Consider the following 20,666-nt stretch of genomic DNA (forward strand, 5'->3'; position numbering starts at 1 on the left):
TTCTACCCCTTTTTCAAGCCCAACAAACCTTTTGCTAAAAGGATAAAACACCACACCAATAGCAGAAAATCCAAGATCTACAGCCCAATCCACCTGTTCTTTCTCCGTCAAACCACACACCTTAACAAACATCTTTTACCCCACTCATGAGTCTTTTAAAATGCTCCTCAAGATTATCTGCTCGCATAAGCGCCGTACCCACCAAAAACCCTTTTGCTCCCGCCTTCCTAAAGAAAGCTATATCAGATTCATCATCTATACCACTTTCTGCAATGACAAAAGGGTGTTCCACCTGTGAAATAACTTCACCTGCTCCTTTTTTATCGATGACAAAGGTATCTAAATCACGACTATTTACTCCAAGCAGATCCACATTCAAACCTCTTACTCTATAATATTCTTCCAAAGTGTGAACCTCTAAAAGGATATGCAATGACAGACCCCTCGCATAACGGCAAAGCCTTTCAAGCTCCCCATCTGATAATATAGCGGCAATAAGTAATACAGCATCTGCACCATTTACATAAGCATAGTCCAACTGAACCTCAGAAATGATAAAATCCTTACAAAGCGTAGGTATAACAAGAGTATCCGATGCTTTTTTTAAATCGGCAAATGATCCACCAAAATACTTTTCATCCGTGAGCACACTCACCATGCCAGCACCAAGCCTCTCATACTCTTTTACCTGTTTTATAATATCATTTATCTCTTTAATCACCCCAGCCGATGGCGATCTCTTTTTAAACTCAGCAATAATCGGTCTATAAGACAAAAACTTAACGGGGTCTAAAACAGGTTTATCCCTTTTTAAGAAAACAGGTTTTAAACCTTTTATAAACTCCCTTTTGTAGTCCACTATTTCAACAAGCTTTCTATTCATTTTCGCCCCTTAATTGGCTTATTTTTTTGAAAGCATTCCCAGATTTAATATTATCGTAGGCCCTTTTGTAACTTTCTTTCAACTCCCACTTGTATTTTATATACAGGGCTACTGCTGTATTAAGGGCAAAGATCTTCACAATATCCTCATTTTCACCCTTAATACCTTCTATGAAAAGTTTTAGTGCTTCTTCACCATTCTCCACAACAGGTAAAGGGAAAGGTTTGAAAAACTCAGAAGGATCTATAAAAAAGTAATCTATTTTACCATCTTCTATTATATAGGCTTTTGTTATCTCCGATGTAGATACTTCATCAAAACCATCATCAGAGGAATATATAACCATATCCCCTTTATTCAACATAAGAGCTGCATCAGCATAAGTCTTTAACATCTCCCTCTTACTAATACCTATTATCTGATAGGCGGGATTACCAGGATTTAACAAAGGCCCTAAGAAGTTAAAAATTGTAGATGTCATGATCTCTTTTCTTATTTTAGCTACATTTTTTAGAATAGGATGAAAAAAAGGAGCAAACAAAAATACAAACCTATGTTTTTTAAAAAAATCTTCAGCCTCTTTTTTTTCGAGCCTACAAGGTATATGTAAAAGTTCAAGGATATCGGCAGAACCAATTTTACCAGATTGGGCAATATTCCCGTGTTTGATCACAGGCTCACCCATAGAAGCCAGATTTATAGCTACAGCTGTGGATATATTCACAGTGGACTTCCCATCACCTCCTGTACCACAGGTATCTATAGCGTCAGGTAGATCATGTTCAAAGGGGATCATCTTATCCATGAGCACCTTAGCAGCAGCAGCTATCTCTTCGGCGCTTTCTTTTCTATGTTTCATCGATATCAAAATCGAAGCTATCTGCGCTTCTGAGAGCTGATTAGTCACCATAAGCTCGAAAAGCTGTTTTGACTCTTCAAATGTCAATATTGCACCGTTATTTACTTTTTTTACCAGTTCCATAATACCTCCCTCTAACCTTCACATACATTTATAAAGTTATATGCTATTTCAGCACCATATTCACTTAGATACGACTCAGGGTGGAACTGAACACCAAAAAGCTTTCTCTCGAAATCTTCAAAAGACATAATCTCCCCATCAAACATAGATATCGATGTAACATATTGGGGTGGTGCATCCACAACCAGGGAATGGTATCTCACAGCCTTAAACTCAGTAGGCAACCCCTTTAGCAACACAGTATTTTTTACTATCTTTATAGTATCTACTTTACCATGCATAATCGACTTTGCCCTTCTAAAACCATATCCCAAAACATGACTAATAGATTGCATACCCAAGCAGACACCAAAAATGGGCTTTTTACCCTGATACTCTTCAATGTAGCGCAATGTAGTACCAGCATTGGTGGGATTAGAAGGACCAGGCGAAAGGATAATCCCCTGAAATTTATCAGCAGATATATAATCATCATTTTTTATGACATGTACCTTAGCTCCTACAGACTCAAAAAGTGCCTTTAGATTAAAAGTGAAAGAATCATAGTTATCAACTAATAAATACATTACTTTCCTCCAGTGTTTTTATTCTTTTCACAGCTGCATTTAGGGCTGCAAGCTTTCTTTCCACCTCCAAATGCTCCTTTTCAGGGACACTATCATATACTATCCCAGCACCTGCTCTAAAGATTGTTTCATCTTTTTTAACAAGGGCACTTCTAATGGTTATGCAAGTATCCAAATTCCCATTAAAAGATAAATACCCAGTGCATCCAGCGTAAAAACCCCTTGGACTTTTTTCGTAATGATTGATCAACTCCATAGCCCTGACCTTTGGGGCACCTGTCACCGTACCTGCTGGAAAGGTCTTCATGAATAGTTTTAAAGCATTTTCACCTTTTTTCATTCTCCCAGAAACCTCAGAAACAATATGCACAACATGGGAATAAACCTCTGCCTCAAAACTCTTGTCCACATGAACAGAATCTGAATCACACCCAGTGTAAAGATCGTTACGAGCAAGATCGAGTAACATGAGGTGCTCCGAAATCTCCTTTGAATCATTGAGGAGTTCCTTCTTGATCTTCTCAAGATCATCACCTACTGGGTACGTACCTGCTATAGGCTTTAAAATCGCTTTATCACCAACAACCTTTAGATGTATCTCTGGAGATGAACCCGATAGAACATAATCCTCAAACTTAAGATAGAACATATAAGGTGAAGGATTAACGTTTCGTAACGTCCTATAAAGGGTTACAGGATTTATTTTACCTTTGAGGGTATATTTATTAGAAAGAACACATTGAATAAGTTCACCACTTTCAATATCATTTTTTATCCTATTAACCGTATCTATGAACTCTTTTTCTTCAAAATCCCTTATAACTTCCCCAATATCATCGGATTCAAAGTTATCGAAATTAAAGCTAAGAATTATATTAGCCATCTCACTTAACTTTTTAACCGCAAGATCGTAGTTTTTCGAAGGTTCTTTATCCACCTTTACAGACTTTGCAGCATACATTTTGCCACAATGATTATCAAATACATAGAACTCATCCACAAGCATCAGTGCCATAAGGTCCATTTTACTATCTTCCTTGAGCTTTTCCCTTAAAAAACCGAAATAATTTGCCATCTCATACCCAAAGTATCCCACATAACCACCACAAAAGCCTCCAAAAACCTCATCTGCATAACCGTTGAATGATAAAATCTCATTATTGAGATAATCCATAGGATTGATATCAACCTCTGTCTTTTTAGACCCAGATTCTACAAAAAGTTTACCATCTTTGAATCTAACTATCTTTTGAGGATTGAACCCAAAAAAAGAATAACGCGAAAATGTCTTATCAAGGTTAGCACTTTCAAGTAAAAAGATATTCCTTTCATTGGAAAAGTTTCTTAAAAGAGCTATGGGAGTAAAAATATCCCCAGCTATCTCCTTATAAACAGTTATCCTATTGTAATTTTCAGCCAAAGACAAAAATCTTTCTTTGTCGGGAAATATCATATCTACCTCCATTTACTTTAAGTATAAAAAAAAGCCGTGTTTTTTCAAACACGGCTTTTCTTCAAACTTAAAAGCCGTGCGGTTGTCACCGCACGGCCACAATCTATGGGCAGGGGACAACCGTCATATTATATCAGCTGTCCACCACCAATTTCTTCTATTGTTTAATACTCTACAGTACATCATATTATGCTTACTATCACAAAAAAAAACGTTTGTCAAACTAATTATAAAAAAAGCCACCATAAAGGTGGCCTCTTATTACTCGATATTGATCTTAATGGCCTTAGGCTTGACTTCCTCCTCTTTTGGTAATACTATGCTCAAAACCCCATTCTTAAAAGTAGCCTTAACGTTATCAAGCTTTATAGGCTTTGGAATAGATATATGCCTTACAAAAGAACCGGAGAACCTCTCCCTGTGATAATAGTTCTCCTTCTCATCCACCTTTTCTTCCTCTTTCTTACCTTTAATACTCAGCACACCATTTTCAAAATGTACCTCAATATCCTTTTCATCAAACCCAGGTACATCCACTACAACCTTAAACTCATTGTCATTCTCAGATAGATCAAGCTTAGGTGAAAAAGAGGTAACAGCTAAATCTTTTGTGCTAAAAAACCTGTTAAAAATTTTGTTGATCTCCTCTTGAATAGTTGAAAGTTCATTAAAAGCAGAAGGAAAAGATGGCTTGAACCTCTCTAACATACCACACCTCCTTTCAATTTAATCCCTATCAAATAATATATGTATAGTTAATTTTTTTTCAAGAGTGTTCATACACCACATTTGTAGTTTGTTGGTATATAGTCACAAAACGGTTCTTCTTTCATGTATGAACCATCCACAGCATACGCCCTAGCTCGACAACCACCGCAAACACCAAGATATTTGCACACCCCACATTTACCCTCATAAGCTTTGAAGTTTCTCAAGTCTGTAAAAAGGGTAGACTTTTCCCAAATATCTTTGAACTTTTCCCTAAAAACGTTTCCTGCAGAAAATGGGAAATAAGAGCATGGGTAAACATCCCCCTCCGAATTGACAAAACATATACTCTGCCCAGCAATACACCCTTTGCCACCACCAGTAGAAAAAGTGAGGCTCCTACGATCAGTGTCTCTGCCCTCCTGTTTGCTTCTCTCATGCCAAATTCTGTAGTACTGGGGAGCACAAGTAGGTCTTACAAGGATCTCGTTTTCATCCCTTTCCATTTCGTAGTGCCAATTCAAAATCTTCTCATAATCCTCTTTGCTTACAAGCTCATTCATTATCTCTTCACCTCTACCAGTGGGCACTATAAGGAACATATACCAAGCTGTAGCACCTAATGACTTGGCAAGTTTATAAACATTTTCTATGTCGTGTTGATTTCTTTTTGTAAAAGAGGAGTTTATGATAAACTGAATGCCATGCTTTTTAAAAAGGGAGACTGCATTCATCACACCATCGAAGGCACCCTTTTGCCCTCTAAAGTCATCATGGATCTCCTTTGTGGAACCATCAAGGCTCAAAGAAACTATCTTGATCCCTGATTCTTTGATCTTGGTACACACATCATCAGTTACCAAAACACCATTGGTAGCCATACACATGCGAAAGCCCTTTTGAGTACCATATTTAGCTATATCAAAAAGATCTTTTCTTAAAAGTGGTTCACCCCCAGAAAGCACCACCACAGGAGATGCAAACTCTGAGATATCATCCATAAATTTATAACACTTATCCAATGTAAAAGCCCCTTCAGAGGAATGTAAATCAGAAGAAGACCTGCAGTGTACACATTTAAGATTACATTTAGAGGTCACTTCCCATGCCATCCATTTTAAATCCCATTTTTTATGCATAATCATCTCCAAAATTTTTATTAAATATTAAGCATATCTCATATCATATCAATAGTTTTTTTATCTTATCCACATCCCACTGATTGTATAGATAAAATATCCATCTACGTTTAATATATTCAAACCAAAGCTTTCTGGTAGTGGTACCTTACCCATTGTTTTTAGTGCGTCTACCGCAGCTCTATCCAGCGCAGAGTAACCAGAACTACTTACCAGATTTATATTGGTAATTGTTCCATCTTTTAATATGGAAAATTTTATTCTAACAGTACCTTGTTCACCTTTCAAAACAGATTCAGAGGGATAACGCCATACATTGTACAGTCTTTGTTTAAATTTATAAAAATATGATGTATATTTAACCTCAAAACGATTAAAATCCACCTCCTCCTCTTTGTTTTCCTTCTTAGCTATATCTCCTATCACATCCTTTGGATTTAAAATCTTTGCCATCTGCTCCTTTGTAAGTTTTTTCTTTTCCTCAACCTTCTGTTCATCTTTTTTCTCCTGCACTACCGGTTGTTCTCTTTTTACCTCCTCATGTTTCTCTTCCACCGTCTCTATGGGAGATGGTTCTATTTTTGGGGGTTTATGCTCCTCTTCTTTTTTTACAACAGGATCCTTTTTTTCCTCAATCGGTACTTTAAAATCACCTATTTTTGGAGCATAGCTTTCAGGAATTATGTTTTGAGGTCTTTTTTCAATACTCTGTTTCCCATTTTCAATCTCATATTTTTCAGGCAAAATCTTAACAGGCTTACGGGGAAACTTTATGATATCCACATAAGTAGGCTCTTTTTTTTGTTCTTTCTTTTGATCTGGTAACTTAGTAAAATAAATAAATATCAAATGTATCAATAATGAGATAAACAAAAATATGTTAAATCGTTTCATATTATAGTAATTAGGAGCAAAATGATACCAGAAAGTTCATTTCACCCCTTTTTTCATCTTAATGCCCTTCACCTGGTTGGGAAAGCTCCGTCAGAACTCCATTTGTACTCTTTGGATGAACAAAAGCTATCATTTTACCATGGGCACCTGGTTTGGGCTCATTGTCTATCAATTGACAACCCTGTGCCTTCAACATCTCAAGAGCCTTTGATATATCCTCCACTTCATAAGCTATGTGGTGTATCCCTTCACCCCTTTTTTCTATAAATTTAGCTATAGGGCTATCAGGGCTTGTTGCCTCCAGAAGCTCAATATTTGATTCCCCCACTTTGATAAAAGCCACCTTAACCTTCTGAGACTGCACTTCTTCAAAATGATACGGGGTAACACCTATAGATCTATAAAAATTAAGAGCATCCTCCAGAGACCTTACAGCTATACCCACATGATCGATTTTGTGTAACATAAATCCCCCTATTTTAATAGTTTTAACAATAGCTCGTTAACAATCTTTGGATTAGCTTTACCTTTTGTTTCCTTCATAATCTGCCCAACAAAAAATCCTATAAGTTTCGTTTCACCATTTTTATACCTTTCAACCTCTTTAGGCGACATTTCCAAAACTTTTACAACTACAGCTTCAAGAGCAGACTCATCTACAATCTGTACAAGCCCTTTTTCTTCAACTACTGTTTTCGGAGATTTTTTACTATTTATTACTTCATCAAAAACATCCTTTGCAATCTTAACAGAAATAACCCCCTCATCTATCAATCCAATCAGTTCTGCCAAATCATCGGGAGAAATTCCCACAGCATCTATACTCACAAGTTTTTCGTTCATTACCCTCAGCATCTCAGTTTGAATCCAGTTTGAAATAGCCTTATAATTTTTACATTTAAAAGCAACCCTGAAGAAAAATTCTGCTATCCCTCTGGAGGAAGACAGTACTTCCGCATCATACTCAGGTAGATGATACTCAGTAAGAAGCCTTTGATACACCTTATCGGGAAGATCTGGCAACTCCCTTTTAAGCTTTTCAATATAGGAATTCTCGACAACAACAGGTACAAGATCCGGATCAGGAAAATACCTGTAATCATGGGACTCCTCTTTACTCCTCATTGAGACTGTAACCCCTCTATCGGGATCCCAGAGTCTAGTCTCCTGTACTATTAAGTTACCACTTTGAATCTCACTGATCTGCCTTCTTATCTCATAATCGATGGCCTTTTGAACATTTTTAAAAGAGTTCATATTTTTTATTTCAACCTTTGTTCCAAACTCCTTTTGCCCAATAGGCCTCACAGATACATTCGCATCACATCTCAAAGAACCCTTTTCCATACTGCAATCAGAAACACCTATATATTCAAGGATCTTTTTTAAATTTTCCAAATACAGTTTGGCTTCTTCAGAACTTCTCATATCCGGTTCACTTACTATCTCAATAAGTGGGGTACCAGTTCTGTTATAATCTATATAGCTCGAATTGGGATTACCTAAATTCTCTCCATGTATCAATTTGCCAGCATCTTCTTCCATGTGTATCCTTGTAATACCTATCCTTTTTATACCATTTTCTGTTTTTATATCCACATATCCGTTCAAACAGATCGGTAGTTCATACTGGGATATCTGATAGTTTTTTGGTAAATCTGGATAAAAATAGTTCTTACGGGCAAAAATAGATCTATTTTGAATGGTGCAGTTAAGGGCTAAACCAGCCTTTATAGTATATTCCACCACTTTTTCATTCAAAACAGGCAGTACCCCAGGCATACCTAAGCATACTGGACAAACATTAGTATTTGGTTCACCCCCAAACTCTGTAGAACAAGAACAAAAAATCTTTGTATTGGTATCAAGCTGAACATGAACCTCTAAACCAATCACTGGCTCAAACTTCATACAATCTCCCTATAATTAACATTTTTATTATCCCAGATACCGCTTTCCAGTATCTGTACCCCCTTTATACCTTTTGTGCATACAAAACAATAAGCTTTGATCGGATCACTTTCCCCTTCTTTGTATACATCTATGATGGTGTTGACTTTATCGTTGTATTGGGGCTCTAAAAACTCTATAACATCCCTTACATTAAACACCGTAACCAATTCCCCATATACCTTATAATTTCCCTCAACAAAAAAAGTAGGATACCCTTTTCTTACACCTAATGTACCATAGGTATAAGCTGGCTCATTTTTTAGAACAAAATGGGAAAAAAGTTTATAAAATGGTCCGTCTGATTTTAATGTCCCATACAAAAAAAATTTATCTATAAAGACAGGCTTATTAAAAGTCATTTCCCACTCCAGTCTTTTTTTCAACGATAAAGCAAATCGGATGATATGTCAATAGATACCCCCTTTCAGTCTTAAATTTTGAATAACCATCTACAAAACCTTTGAGATCTCTTTTGGTCCAATGAATCTTTTTTATATTGTTTACCCCTGTAAGTTTCATATGTCTAAGGATCTCTACAGGATCATTAAAATATAGATCCTCTCTACTCTCTGATACATACACTAAATTAAAATCATTTTTTAGCAATTCTACATACCCATTTAAATTAAAATAGCTCAACCCCACACCTGTGATATCCTTTATCTGCTTTAAATTATCAGATCCAAATGTGGTAAAAGCAAGTATCCCTCTTTTCTTCAAACTGATACATATTTTTTTAAAAAGACTCTCCAAATCTTTCACCCATTGGAAAACAGCATTTGAGATTACAAGGTCATATCTATCAGATGGTAAATCTATATCCTCAATATCTCCTACTAAAAACTCATACTCATGATTATCAAAATCCACAAACCTGTTTATGTCATTCAAAGTGAGTTTAAGATAAGATATGTGCCTATATATAAGTTTTGTCAATAATCCAGTTCCACAGCCTATCTCAAGAATATTTTCGTAATAACTACCCACTTTAAGGGATAGACAGTTGATGAGATCTTGGGCCATATTTTTCTGAACTATTGCATTTTTTTCGTAATCCTTTGATATTTTCTTAAAATTATTTCTATCACTGAGCATTCAAGAGCTCTCTCCAACTCTTAAATCTAAAAAAAGGGAAATGGTCTTCATCCACAAACATAAAATCTAATTCATTTTGCCAAAAACTCATTTGATTTGTTGGAGGGAAAATTTTATCATTTTCAGATATAATTGCAATGTTATATATGTTTTCCAGTCTCCCAGTTTCATCAACAAAAACCTTTAAATTTTTTAACTCTTCCTTTGCAATTTCAAGATCATAACTTAGAAGATGTTTTAATTTGCTATAGTTTTTTCCAAAAACCCTTCTATAAAATCTATCCAAGCTCTCCTCAGATAAATTATTCAAAGTTCCTAAAAAAATACTCTCCGGAATACCAAAAAAATCATCCACAGGCTTAAGTGTACCGTTTACAGCAATCGATTTGAATATATTCACATTTTGTTGCTTGATTACTGAAGAAGCAATAGATACCCCAAAAGAAAAAGCTACAAGATATACCTTAAAATATGATGCCACATCCTCCCACAAAGAACTATCCAATTCAAAATCCCTGTAATCATGGATAAAAAAGATATCTAAATCAGATGAATCGATCTCTTCATAGATTTCTGGCTTCATCATATAGCCACTAAAAAAAACCAACAGCTCCTCGTTTTTCCTCTTTTTCTTAACTACTTTCATGTTTCACCCCCTTTTAAACCAGCCAACACCAACTCAATATCTTCTTCATCCATCAAACTGTTTAATGAAAATCTAAGCCTAGATGTCCCCTCTGGAACAGTAGGTGGTCGTATTGCAGGTACTAAAACCCCACTTTCTCTAAGTTTCTTAGAAACCTCAAGGGTTTTATTGGAATCGCCTAATATGAGCGGAACTATATAGCTATTACCCAATGTTTTATAATCCATCTGAATAAGCAATGATCTAAAGCGCTTTGATAGCATAAAAAGTTTATTTATTTTTTCCACTAATGTTGGTATCTTTTTCAATATAAAATAGTTCCAGAATACTACAACAGGTGGAAGCCCAGTAGTAAATATGAATGGTCTCGAAAAATTAACGATAAGCTCAAAAAAAAGATCATCTGTAGCAATAAAACCACCCACCGAAGAAAAAGCCTTGCCAAAAGTACCAGCCAGCAAATCTATTTTATCCAATACACCCATCTCATAAGCAATCCCCTTTCCATTGCCATAAACACCTATAGAATGGGCCTCATCCACATACAAATAACAGCTGAACCTTCTTTTTATTTCGACAAGCCTTTTAAGATCGGCAATATCTCCATCCATACTAAATAGAGACTCAGTAACTATAAAAACGTTTTCATACCCATTTCTATTCTTTTCTAAATAAGCCTCAAGGCCATCATAATCCAGATGTTTGTATCTTATATGTTTTGCCTCAGATAATCGCAGTCCATCTATTATACTTGCATGATTAAGCTTATCAGAAAGGATAAGATCCCTTTTATCCGTCAAAGCCGGTAAAACTCCAATATTCATATGATAACCGCTGTTAAAAACGATAGCTCTTTTTTTGCCCAGAAAGGTAGCCAATTCTTCCTCAAGCATTTTATAAATAATAGGATTACCGGAGATCAACCTGGATGATGCACTTGAAAATCCATGCCAGTTTAAATCAAGTTCGATACTATCATAAAAATCTCTCAAAAGATCTACATCAGTAGAGATACCCAGATAATCATTGGATGAAAAATTTAAATACCTATGACCTTCAATAAAGATATATTTACTATACTTTTTATCATAATACTGTAACGTACGGTAATTATTTTTTTCTTTTATATTAGATAATCTTCTAATCAGTTTTTCAACCAACTGTATCTCTCCAAAACTGTCTCAATACTCTTTTGAGATTTTAAAAAAATTAGATCAAGATCCTTCTTTTTAACAGTTATTGGTAACAGCCAATAGATGGTATCCCCTAGAGGTCTGAGGATTAGGTTATTTTTCAGTGACTCCTTATAAATCTGAAAACCTATTCTTTCTATAGCTGGGTAAGGCTTACCCGTATTCGGATTGACAATATCAATAGCCCCTATAAAACCGATAAATCGTACATCACCCACATAAGGTTTTTCAGAAAAACCTTTCACCTTTTCAACAAAGTACTCAGAACCACTACGATATTTATGTATCGGTTTTTTTATGAAGTTTTCTAAGGTACCTATGGCAGCAGAACAAGCAATAGGATTACCAGTATAGCTATGCCCATGAAAAAATGTTTTGTAAGAAAAATAATCATCGTAAAATTCATTGTAAATCCAATCGGTAGTAACTGTAAGCGCCAGCGGCAAGTACCCACCAGTCAACCCCTTTGATAGACAAACTATATCAGGAATCACCCCCGCATGCTCAAAGGCAAACATCTTCCCTGTCCTTCCAAAACCTGTGGCCACCTCATCAAAAATTAACAACACCTCAAACTCATCACACAACTGCCTTATCCTTTTAAGCACAACAGGGTTATAAATATTCATTCCTGCAGCACATTGAACCACAGGCTCCAGAATAATGGCAGCCAATTCATGACTTTTTTCTTGGAATAACAGTCTCAGTTCATCCACACATTCACCATTACATCCAGTATCTGCATTCATAGTATGGGACAAGGTGTTAAAAGGGCATCTCTTGCAATAAGGTGCTTTTACCTGATAAGAGTTAAACATGAGAGGCTTATACAACTTGTGGTATAAATCTATACCTCCCACACTTACTGCTCCTATTGTATCCCCATGGTAACTGTTTTCAAAAAAAACAAACTTTGTCTTCTGAATAACTCCCTTGTTTTGCCAATACTGAAAAGCCATCTTTATGGCCACCTCTACAGCCGTGGACCCATTGTCAGAAAAGAAAAAACGGCATAACTCTTTTGGCAAAAACTTAGTCAACAAGCTCACCAGTTTTACCGCATAAGGATGTGTCATCCCAGCAAAAATTACATGCTCCAGTGAATTTAACTGACTCCTTATATTATGGCTAATATGCTTGTTACAATGGCCAAAAACATTAGTCCACCAAGAGGAAACTGTATCATAATAGTAGTTATTATCAATATCGTAAAGCTTTACCCCTTTACCTCGGACAATAACTACATGCTCCATCTGCTCGTAATCCTTCATCTGGGTAAAAGGATGCCATATATGCTTTTTATCTAATGCTATAATTTCATTCTTTTTCATATCGACCTTAAAAAATATTAGCACCAAAAGTGGGATTTATCAAGTGGAGTTTGATTTCATAAAACTTTCTATTGTACTAAAAAAATTATCCTCCCCATCGATCTTTGTTTCTATCTTCACATACATACTTTTTTTTCTCATCTCACAGGGTAATTTTACATAATCTTTTTCTGTTGTTAAAAAAAAATCTGCATTAAACCTGTTTTGTACAATCTGTAACTTCTCATAATCCTTAACACTATAAATATGATGATCACTGAAACCTCTAAATGCAGCAATATTTACCCCATTTTTTATCAAAAAATCATAAAACTGTAAGTTATTGGCAAGCCCCGAAAAAGCGACAAAACTCAAAGATGAATAGTTAACCAACTCATCCCCATGATAAATTCCACAAAAAACCACATCAGAAAAATATATCGGTTTACCAACCACATAACAACTTACCCTGTTGGGAACCCCCCTTCTACCCTTACATTTTGTAAATACTACAATATCTGCCCTTTTTATACCATTTGGCAATTCCCTAAGGTATCCAAAAGGAAAAGGTAAGCCAGTCGAAATGGGATTTTCATAATCAAGCAAAAGGATATCAACATCCTTATCTATATCTTTTCTTTGGTAAGCATCATCAAGGAGTATAATATCAGGATTTACATCCCTAATGATATGTTTGATTGCAAAACCTCTATCTTTACAGGTTACAACGTATGCCTTTTTGAGTTTACTTGCAATCAAATAAGGTTCATCAGCTGCTAAAGGGGGACAGAGCTTAACCTGTTCACCATCTGATATCACATTGTAATCATACCCTATCCTCCCCTTGTATCCCCTCGATAAAACCGCTACCCTAAAACCCTTTTCTATATAATAAGCACCAAGCTTAATAACCATGGGTGTTTTACCAGTGCCACCCATGGTTATATTACCTATAGAAATGATTTTAGCCAATATCTAAACCTTTTTCTCCAAGTGTTCAACTATTCTCTGATAGATCTCATTTGCATCTTCCAGCCCCCACGCAACAGGTGTCTTCCCCACAGCCACATAAGGAAGAGGTAACCTATTTTCCACAATTGTGTTTATATCTTCAATATAATCGAGAACCTCCGGAGTAGATATATCCACATATTTAAGTTCGAAGGCTTCTTGTCCCATTTTGTTTGTTAGCAAAGCATCCACCTTGTTAGCCATTTCAAAGTAAGGATCATCTTTTACCCCACAACCTGAAGGGAAATAAGAAGGTGCTCAGCCAGACACAAAATCTGTACTTGTTCCAAAAATTTTGATCAAGATCTTTTCCATGTATAACCTCACATTTTATTTATAGTCTCACCATCACCATGCAACGTTGGGTAATCGCCAGTAAAACAAGCATCACAAAAGGGTAGGTTTTTCACACACTCATACATCCCTTGAATAGATAGATAACCCAGTGAGTCCGCGGTAATATATTTTCTAATCTCATCTATAGTATGGGTAGATGCAATTAACTCTTTTCTTGTAGGTGTATCTATACCATAAAAACAGGGGAACTTGGTTGGAGGTGATGATATTCTCATATGTACCTCTTTTGCTCCAGCCTCCCTGAGCATCTTTACAATTTTCCTACTTGTAGTACCCCTCACTATGGAATCATCCACCACCACAACCCTTTTTCCTCTTATGATGGAAGTAACAGGATTTAATTTTATTTTGACGCCAAAGTGTCTGATGGATTGGGACGGTTCTATAAATGTTCTTCCAACGTAGTGGTTTCTAATCAACCCCTGTTCGTAAGGCAAACCACTGTACTCAGAATACCCCAAAGTGGCAACTACGCCCGAATCAGGGACAGGAATAACAATATCGGCTTCTACTGGATTTTCAAGAGCTAATCTCTTACCAAACTCCTTGCGCACATCATAAACATACTTTCCAAATATCATAGAATCTGGTCTTGCAAAATATATGTATTCAAAAATACATGGTCGAGGCACAACGCTTTCAAAAGGTTTGAAGCTTTTGATACCATCATCGTTGATAATGACCATTTCTCCAGGCTCTATCTCTCTAATAAACTCAGCTTCTACAAGATCGAGAGCTACCGTTTCACTGGCAAGCATATATCCACTTCTTATTTTACCAAGAACAAGAGGTCTTACTCCCATAGGATCTCTAACACCGATTAATGAGTGTTCGGTCATAAAGATTAAAGAGTATGCCCCCTTTAAAAGGGAAAGGGCATCTACGATCGCCTCAATGAGTGTAGGTTTTTGATTTTTAGCAAGAAGATGGATGATTATCTCACTATCAGTAGTGGACATAAAAATAGAACCACTTTCAACAAGCTCCTGTTTTATCTGGGAAGCATTTACGATATTCCCATTATGCACCAAAGCTATTTTACCTTTGTTGATTTCAGCAAATATAGGCTGGGTATTCGAAATATTGTTTGCTCCTGTAGTGGAATACCTGTTGTGACCTATAGCAATATCACCCTTGAGCTCTCTAAGAACATTATTAGAAAAGATATCAGCTACAAGACCTAAGGATTTGTGAATATAAAAAGAGTGCCTATCAGTAGAACAGATGCCTGAGCCTTCCTGACCCCGATGCTGGAGCGAGTACAAAGACAAATATACCAAATTAGCCGCGTCTTTATCACCATAAACACCAGCTACACCACATTCTTCACGAAATTTATCCCAAAGCATACTCTAACCCATCGCTTTTTTAATAACAGTTTTGTAAATATATTTTGGTATATCAAGGGGGATATTAATAAGATTCTTTTTGTTATAATTTACTATGATATTCCTTCCAGAAGTTTCACCAATCTTAGAAAATGGCAAACTATAGGATCTTAAAAGCTTTTCAACATTTTTACAGTTTATCTTCTCAACTTCGAGGATCACCATACCCTGAGATTCGCTGAAAAGATAGGCATCAGCCCTCATATCACCTTTTAAATTTACAACAAAACCGATATCGTTTTTAAAAGACATCTCAGTAAGTGCAATCACAAGACCACCTTCGGATACATCGTGGGCAGCAAGGATTAATTTCTGTTTAGCAGCATCCACCATAAAATCTATGAGATCTTTTTCATAGTACAAATCGACCTCTGGCACTTTACCTTTTATAAGACCATGGATATGACTTAGATACTCACTACCACCTATCTCCCCCCTATTTGAACCAACGAGATATATAACATTGCCTAAATTTTTAAACTCAGAAGTAATAACATATTCCTGCTTATCAACCACACCAACAGCCACAACAGTAGGTGTAGGAAAAACAGCCTTTCCGTCAGTTTCATTGTAAAGACTTACATTACCACTTACCACAGGCACATTTAATCGTTTGCATGCAGATGCCATACCTTCGACAGCATTTACAAACTGCCACATTATTTCAGGCCTTTCTGGATTACCAAAATTAAGACAATCTGTAATGGCAAGGGGCCTTCCACCACCCATAGCAACATTCCTACAAGCTTCCACAACAGCCTGAACTCCACCAATAAATGGATCTAAGTAGCAGTATCTTCCATTACAGTCAGAAGACATAGCAATACATCTTTCAGAACCTTTTATTCTTATGACTGCAGCATCAGACCCTGGTAAAACTATTGTATTTGTTTGTACCATGTGATCATACTGTTCGTAGACATATTCCTTTGAAGCGATATTGGGGCTTTCAAACATCTTCATCAAAATATCGTTATAATTCTTAGGTTCAGGAATATCATTTATATCAAATTTTCTAACCTCATCTATATACGCTGGTTTTGAATATGGTCTATCATAAACTGGAGCCTTATCCGACAAAGGAGACGCTTCTAAACATGCCACTTCTTCTCCTTCCCAATATAGACGTACGTAACCATCCCCAGTGACTTCTCCAATCACCTCAGCATCCAGATCCCATTTATCAAATATCTTTTTAATTTTTTTCTCACAACCCTTCTTAGCAACAATAAGCATCCTCTCCTGGGATTCTGACAACATAATCTCATAGGGATTCATATTCTTTTCCCTAACAGGAACTTTATCAAGATGAAGCTTCACCCCACTACCAGCCCTTGATGCCATCTCAAAGGATGAGCTGGTTAGCCCCGCAGCCCCCATATCCTGAATACCCACTACATAGTCCTCCTGCATGAGTTCTAAACAAGCCTCTAAAAGCAATTTTTCTTTAAAAGGATCACCAATTTGGACATTAGGCCTCTTAGAAGTATCATTTGAGGAGAATTCTTCACTGGCCATCGTAGCACCATGAATACCATCCCTACCAGTCTTCGCACCAACATAAATTATGATATTCCCAACACCTTCAGCTTTTGCATAAAAAATCTTATCTTTTTTCACCAAACCAAGTGCAAAGGCATTGACCAAAGGGTTTTTTTGATAACATTCATTAAAAAACACCTCCCCTCCGATCGTAGGCACACCAAAACAGTTACCATACCCGGCAATCCCAGCCACAACCCCTTCAAAGATATGTTTTGTTTCGTTGTTATCCAATTTTCCAAACCTCAATGAGTTCATAGCTGCTACAGGCCTTGCACCCATAGTAAAGACATCCCTCAAAATACCACCAACCCCTGTAGCTGCCCCTTGATAAGGCTCTATATAAGAAGGGTGATTATGGCTTTCTATTTTAAAACATGCACATATATCCCCATCTATCTCTATTATTCCTGCATTTTCACCTGGCCCTTGAACAACCCATGGAGCAGTCGTTGGAAACTTTTTAAGATGTATTTTACTACTTTTATAACTACAATGCTCACTCCACATCGCTGAAATAATACCCAATTCGATATAATTAGGTGTCCTACCCAAAAGTTTCTTAGCCATTTCAAATTCCTCTGGTTTTAACCCCATCTCCTGGGCTATTTTGACATCTACTTTTGGGAATCCAAATTTATCATAAACACTCATATTACACCCTTTTCCAGAAATTTTTTAATCGATCTAAAAATATGGATTCCATCTTCAGACCCCAACACCCTTTCCGAAGCTCTTTCAGGATGGGGCATCATACCCAAGACATTGCCATTTTTGTTTATAATACCTGCAATATTATAAACAGAACCATTAGGATTTGACTCCTCATCAACAACTCCTGATTCAGAACAGTATCTAAATATAATCTGATTGTTCTCCTTAAGTTCTTCGAGCCCTTTTTGGTCTATATAGTAGTTTCCATCCATGTGGGCTATTGGAATCTTTAAAACCTCACCAACGGTATAAAGGTAAGTAAAAGGTGTGTTTATATGTTCAACAGAAATACTTACATTTCTACATATAAACTTTAGATTTTTATTTCTCATTAATGCTCCGGGTAACAAACCTGTTTCTGTCAATATCTGAAAACCGTTGCATATACCTATAACAAAACCACCTTTCTCTGCAAAATCCACTACAGCATCCATAATAGGGGATTTACTAGCAATCGCCCCACATCTTAAATAATCACCAAACGAGAAACCACCCGGCAGTACTACCAGATCATACTTTTTTATTTTTTTATCCTTGTGCCAAATAAAATCTGTATCAAAACCTACAATATCTTTTAAAACGTAATAACAATCATAATCACAATTAGAGCCCGGAAAAACTACCACCCCAGCTTTCATTATTTATCACTCACATATTTTATAGTATATTCTTCTATTATAGGGTTTACCAACAACTTTTCTGTTAATTCTTTTATCTTATCCTCATATTTTCTGACTTTATCAAATTCTATTTCTATTATTTTACCTACCCTTACATCATTTACAAAATCATAACCCAATTTGGACAAAGACCCAAGTACCGCCTGACCCTGTGGATCTAAAACCACCTCTTTTAGCTTAATAGTAACAATAGCTTTCATCAATCCATCTCCTAAAAGTATTAGATAGTTAGAACGAAACGATATTACAAAAAAGTTCTCTACATATCAAGAAAAACTTTTAAAATAAACTACAAACTACCCGCAAGAAGCTTTCCACTTAAAAAACTCATATAATGATCTCAAACCAAAACCAGTACCACCTTCACCATAAATTTTATGACAATCGTCCATAAATGCTGTCCCAGCTATATCAAAATGAGCCCAAGGTACACCTTCTATAAATTCATCCAAAAATAATGCTCCAATTATTGCTCCAGCTTCTGTTCTTTTCTTGGATATATTCTGTATATCAGCGTTTTTACTTTTTATTCTTTCCTTATAATTTTTATGTAAGGGTAGCCTAACAATATACTCCACATTTTTATCAAAAAACTGGCTTAACTCTGTGAACAACCTATCATCATTACAAAAACATCCAGCTATATCTGACCCCAAAGCTGTCACACATGCTCCAGTAAGAGTTGCTAAATCGATAAGCAAATTAGGTTTTTCTTTTATAGCATACGAAATAGCATCAGCAAGTATCAAACGACCTTCAGCATCTGTATTTAGAATCTCCACTGTTTTACCATTAAATGATTTTATTATATCCCCAGGGCGATAGGCCTCAGCACCAATAGTATTCTCTACCAATGGGATATACCCAGTTACATTTAGAGGAAGCTTGTTTTGAGCAATGGCATTAACAAGCCCCAAAACTGTCGCAGCTCCAGCCATATCTGATTTCATACTCTCTATGCTACCTGTTGGTTTGAGGTTTGTTCCCCCAGAATCGAAAGTTACTCCTTTCCCCACTAAAGCATAATTATCTGCTCTACCCCCTTTATACCTGAGGATAAGAAAGCGCGGTTTGTTTTCACTCCCTTTACCAACATAATATAACAAATTCATGCCTAATGACTTAATCTCTTCTTCACCAAATACCTCTATAAACACATTATCAGGTAATATCTCTTTTGCAATCTCACAAAAAGTATTCGGTGTAAGTTCATTTGGAGGCATATTGATAAGGTCTTTGACTTTGTATATGCAGATGAATATATTTTTTAACTCTTGCAATAAATCGCAACTTAAATACTGCATAAAAGACTTATTCAAAACTATTTTTAGGTCAGTACGACTACATATATCTGTTTTATACAGATCAAAAGAATAATAGGCAAAAAGGATCCCCTCTAAAAATTGGTAAAAAGATCTACTATCCATATCTTCTTTATCAAGATAATGTACATATATTGAATCATAACCCTTTTTATCAATCAACTTTAAAACCTTATGCCCCATCTCTAGAGCATCTTGTGATGAGAAACTACCTTTATTAAAAGGGATAATCACCACATTTACGAGATTATCATTGTAAACAAAACTGTATTTCTTAGGCTCCTTATCCTTTAATTCATCTTTTGTACAGATTTCATTCAAAAGAAGACTAAAGTTATTATCAACATCTTTTATAAATTTATTATCAACTTCTAAAAAAAATAAATAATTTTTATAAAAAGCACCTTCATCAAATGAAATTTCAATCATCGATTCTCCACACCTATTTTTTTTTCAATTCATTAATTAAAGCAAGACTATCTTCAGCCAAAGCAGATTTTGGATATTTAGTCAATAAATTACTAAGCACCTCTCTTCCATTAACGATATCACCTTTCTCAAGGTAATTCAGTGCTGATTTAAATAGCTCCAACTCTTCATCACCAACCTCATCTTTACCGGCCCAATATAGCTCATCCTTACTTACCTGTTCTTCAGCTTTTACTCCAGCTACAGCAATTTTCGTATTATCTCTTGCTCCTTTTAGCTTCTCCAAATTCTCTATTTTAGTTTTAGACTTAGCTATTAACTGCTGAGTATCAGCATAGGTATACACCATACAGATAAGTAAGAAAAAAAAGAGAAAAAACACCTTACCTTTCATATTGAAA

Annotated in this window: 22 protein-coding genes; all 22 read right to left on the reverse strand. The window is 36.0% G+C overall.

Features of this window, described 5'->3' with window-relative positions; all coding sequences use genetic code 11:
- Positions 1-121: 121 nt before the first annotated feature.
- A complete protein-coding gene (locus tag N3C60_07920) occupies positions 122-883 on the reverse strand; it encodes an indole-3-glycerol-phosphate synthase (GenBank protein MCX8084829.1) in 762 nt (253 codons plus the stop codon).
- Positions 876-1,865, reverse strand: a complete 990-nt coding sequence (gene trpD / locus N3C60_07925) for an anthranilate phosphoribosyltransferase (GenBank protein ID MCX8084830.1) — start codon at positions 1,863-1,865, stop codon at positions 876-878. The genes N3C60_07920 and trpD overlap by 8 nt, the downstream gene beginning before the upstream one ends.
- Before the next feature lie 11 nt (positions 1,866-1,876).
- Positions 1,877-2,431, reverse strand: a complete 555-nt coding sequence (locus tag N3C60_07930) for an aminodeoxychorismate/anthranilate synthase component II (GenBank protein ID MCX8084831.1) — start codon at positions 2,429-2,431, stop codon at positions 1,877-1,879.
- Positions 2,415-3,884, reverse strand: coding sequence for an anthranilate synthase component I family protein (locus tag N3C60_07935; GenBank protein MCX8084832.1), 1,470 nt, complete (start codon positions 3,882-3,884; stop codon positions 2,415-2,417). Before N3C60_07935 ends, N3C60_07930 begins: the two co-directional genes overlap by 17 nt.
- A 261-nt stretch (positions 3,885-4,145) precedes the next feature.
- Positions 4,146-4,592: an Hsp20/alpha crystallin family protein gene (locus N3C60_07940; GenBank protein ID MCX8084833.1), complete on the reverse strand. Its 447-nt coding sequence runs from the start codon at positions 4,590-4,592 to the stop codon at positions 4,146-4,148.
- A gap of 68 nt (positions 4,593-4,660) precedes the next feature.
- The gene (locus tag N3C60_07945; GenBank protein ID MCX8084834.1) at positions 4,661-5,731 is read right to left on the reverse strand and encodes a radical SAM protein; all 1,071 of its coding nucleotides are present in this window, start codon (positions 5,729-5,731) and stop codon (positions 4,661-4,663) included.
- A 60-nt stretch (positions 5,732-5,791) separates the two neighbouring features.
- On the reverse strand, positions 5,792-6,580 hold the full coding sequence (locus N3C60_07950; GenBank protein MCX8084835.1) for a TonB family protein: 789 nt from the start codon (positions 6,578-6,580) through the stop codon (positions 5,792-5,794).
- A 103-nt stretch (positions 6,581-6,683) separates the two neighbouring features.
- Complete coding sequence (gene mce / locus N3C60_07955) at positions 6,684-7,091, reverse strand: methylmalonyl-CoA epimerase (GenBank protein ID MCX8084836.1); 408 nt, start codon at positions 7,089-7,091, stop codon at positions 6,684-6,686.
- 8 nt (positions 7,092-7,099) lie between these two features.
- A complete protein-coding gene (gene gatB / locus N3C60_07960; protein MCX8084837.1) occupies positions 7,100-8,536 on the reverse strand; it encodes an Asp-tRNA(Asn)/Glu-tRNA(Gln) amidotransferase subunit GatB in 1,437 nt (478 codons plus the stop codon).
- Complete coding sequence (locus N3C60_07965) at positions 8,533-8,937, reverse strand: gamma-glutamylcyclotransferase (GenBank protein ID MCX8084838.1); 405 nt, start codon at positions 8,935-8,937, stop codon at positions 8,533-8,535. The genes gatB and N3C60_07965 overlap by 4 nt, the downstream gene beginning before the upstream one ends.
- Positions 8,927-9,673, reverse strand: coding sequence for a malonyl-ACP O-methyltransferase BioC (gene bioC / locus N3C60_07970; GenBank protein ID MCX8084839.1), 747 nt, complete (start codon positions 9,671-9,673; stop codon positions 8,927-8,929). The genes N3C60_07965 and bioC overlap by 11 nt, the downstream gene beginning before the upstream one ends.
- Positions 9,663-10,319 carry a DUF452 family protein gene (locus N3C60_07975; GenBank protein MCX8084840.1) on the reverse strand — a complete coding sequence of 219 codons (657 nt, stop codon included), beginning with the start codon at positions 10,317-10,319 and terminating at the stop codon, positions 9,663-9,665. Before N3C60_07975 ends, bioC begins: the two co-directional genes overlap by 11 nt.
- Positions 10,316-11,479 (reverse strand): 8-amino-7-oxononanoate synthase, encoded by a 1,164-nt coding sequence (locus N3C60_07980; protein MCX8084841.1) that lies wholly within the window; start codon positions 11,477-11,479, stop codon positions 10,316-10,318. Before N3C60_07980 ends, N3C60_07975 begins: the two co-directional genes overlap by 4 nt.
- On the reverse strand, positions 11,464-12,843 hold the full coding sequence (bioA, locus tag N3C60_07985; protein ID MCX8084842.1) for an adenosylmethionine--8-amino-7-oxononanoate transaminase: 1,380 nt from the start codon (positions 12,841-12,843) through the stop codon (positions 11,464-11,466). The genes N3C60_07980 and bioA overlap by 16 nt, the downstream gene beginning before the upstream one ends.
- Before the next feature lie 39 nt (positions 12,844-12,882).
- Positions 12,883-13,794: a tetraacyldisaccharide 4'-kinase gene (lpxK, locus tag N3C60_07990; protein ID MCX8084843.1), complete on the reverse strand. Its 912-nt coding sequence runs from the start codon at positions 13,792-13,794 to the stop codon at positions 12,883-12,885.
- A 3-nt stretch (positions 13,795-13,797) separates the two neighbouring features.
- A complete protein-coding gene (locus tag N3C60_07995) occupies positions 13,798-14,037 on the reverse strand; it encodes a hypothetical protein (GenBank protein MCX8084844.1) in 240 nt (79 codons plus the stop codon).
- Between the two features lie 119 nt (positions 14,038-14,156).
- On the reverse strand, positions 14,157-15,539 hold the full coding sequence (purF, locus tag N3C60_08000) for an amidophosphoribosyltransferase (GenBank protein ID MCX8084845.1): 1,383 nt from the start codon (positions 15,537-15,539) through the stop codon (positions 14,157-14,159).
- A gap of 3 nt (positions 15,540-15,542) precedes the next feature.
- A complete protein-coding gene (purL, locus tag N3C60_08005; GenBank protein MCX8084846.1) occupies positions 15,543-17,774 on the reverse strand; it encodes a phosphoribosylformylglycinamidine synthase subunit PurL in 2,232 nt (743 codons plus the stop codon).
- Entirely contained in the window at positions 17,771-18,472 is a 702-nt protein-coding gene (gene purQ, locus N3C60_08010) for a phosphoribosylformylglycinamidine synthase subunit PurQ (protein ID MCX8084847.1), read from the reverse strand. Before purQ ends, purL begins: the two co-directional genes overlap by 4 nt.
- Positions 18,472-18,714 (reverse strand): phosphoribosylformylglycinamidine synthase subunit PurS, encoded by a 243-nt coding sequence (gene purS / locus N3C60_08015; GenBank protein ID MCX8084848.1) that lies wholly within the window; start codon positions 18,712-18,714, stop codon positions 18,472-18,474. Before purS ends, purQ begins: the two co-directional genes overlap by 1 nt.
- Positions 18,715-18,810: 96 nt before the next feature.
- Complete coding sequence (locus N3C60_08020) at positions 18,811-20,265, reverse strand: leucyl aminopeptidase (protein ID MCX8084849.1); 1,455 nt, start codon at positions 20,263-20,265, stop codon at positions 18,811-18,813.
- Positions 20,266-20,278: 13 nt separating this feature from the next.
- Positions 20,279-20,659: a hypothetical protein gene (locus N3C60_08025; GenBank protein MCX8084850.1), complete on the reverse strand. Its 381-nt coding sequence runs from the start codon at positions 20,657-20,659 to the stop codon at positions 20,279-20,281.
- Between the last annotated feature and the right edge of the window lie 7 nt (positions 20,660-20,666).

The sequence above is a fragment of the Calditerrivibrio sp. genome (assembly GCA_026415135.1).
GTDB lineage: Bacteria > Chrysiogenota > Deferribacteres > Deferribacterales > Calditerrivibrionaceae > Calditerrivibrio.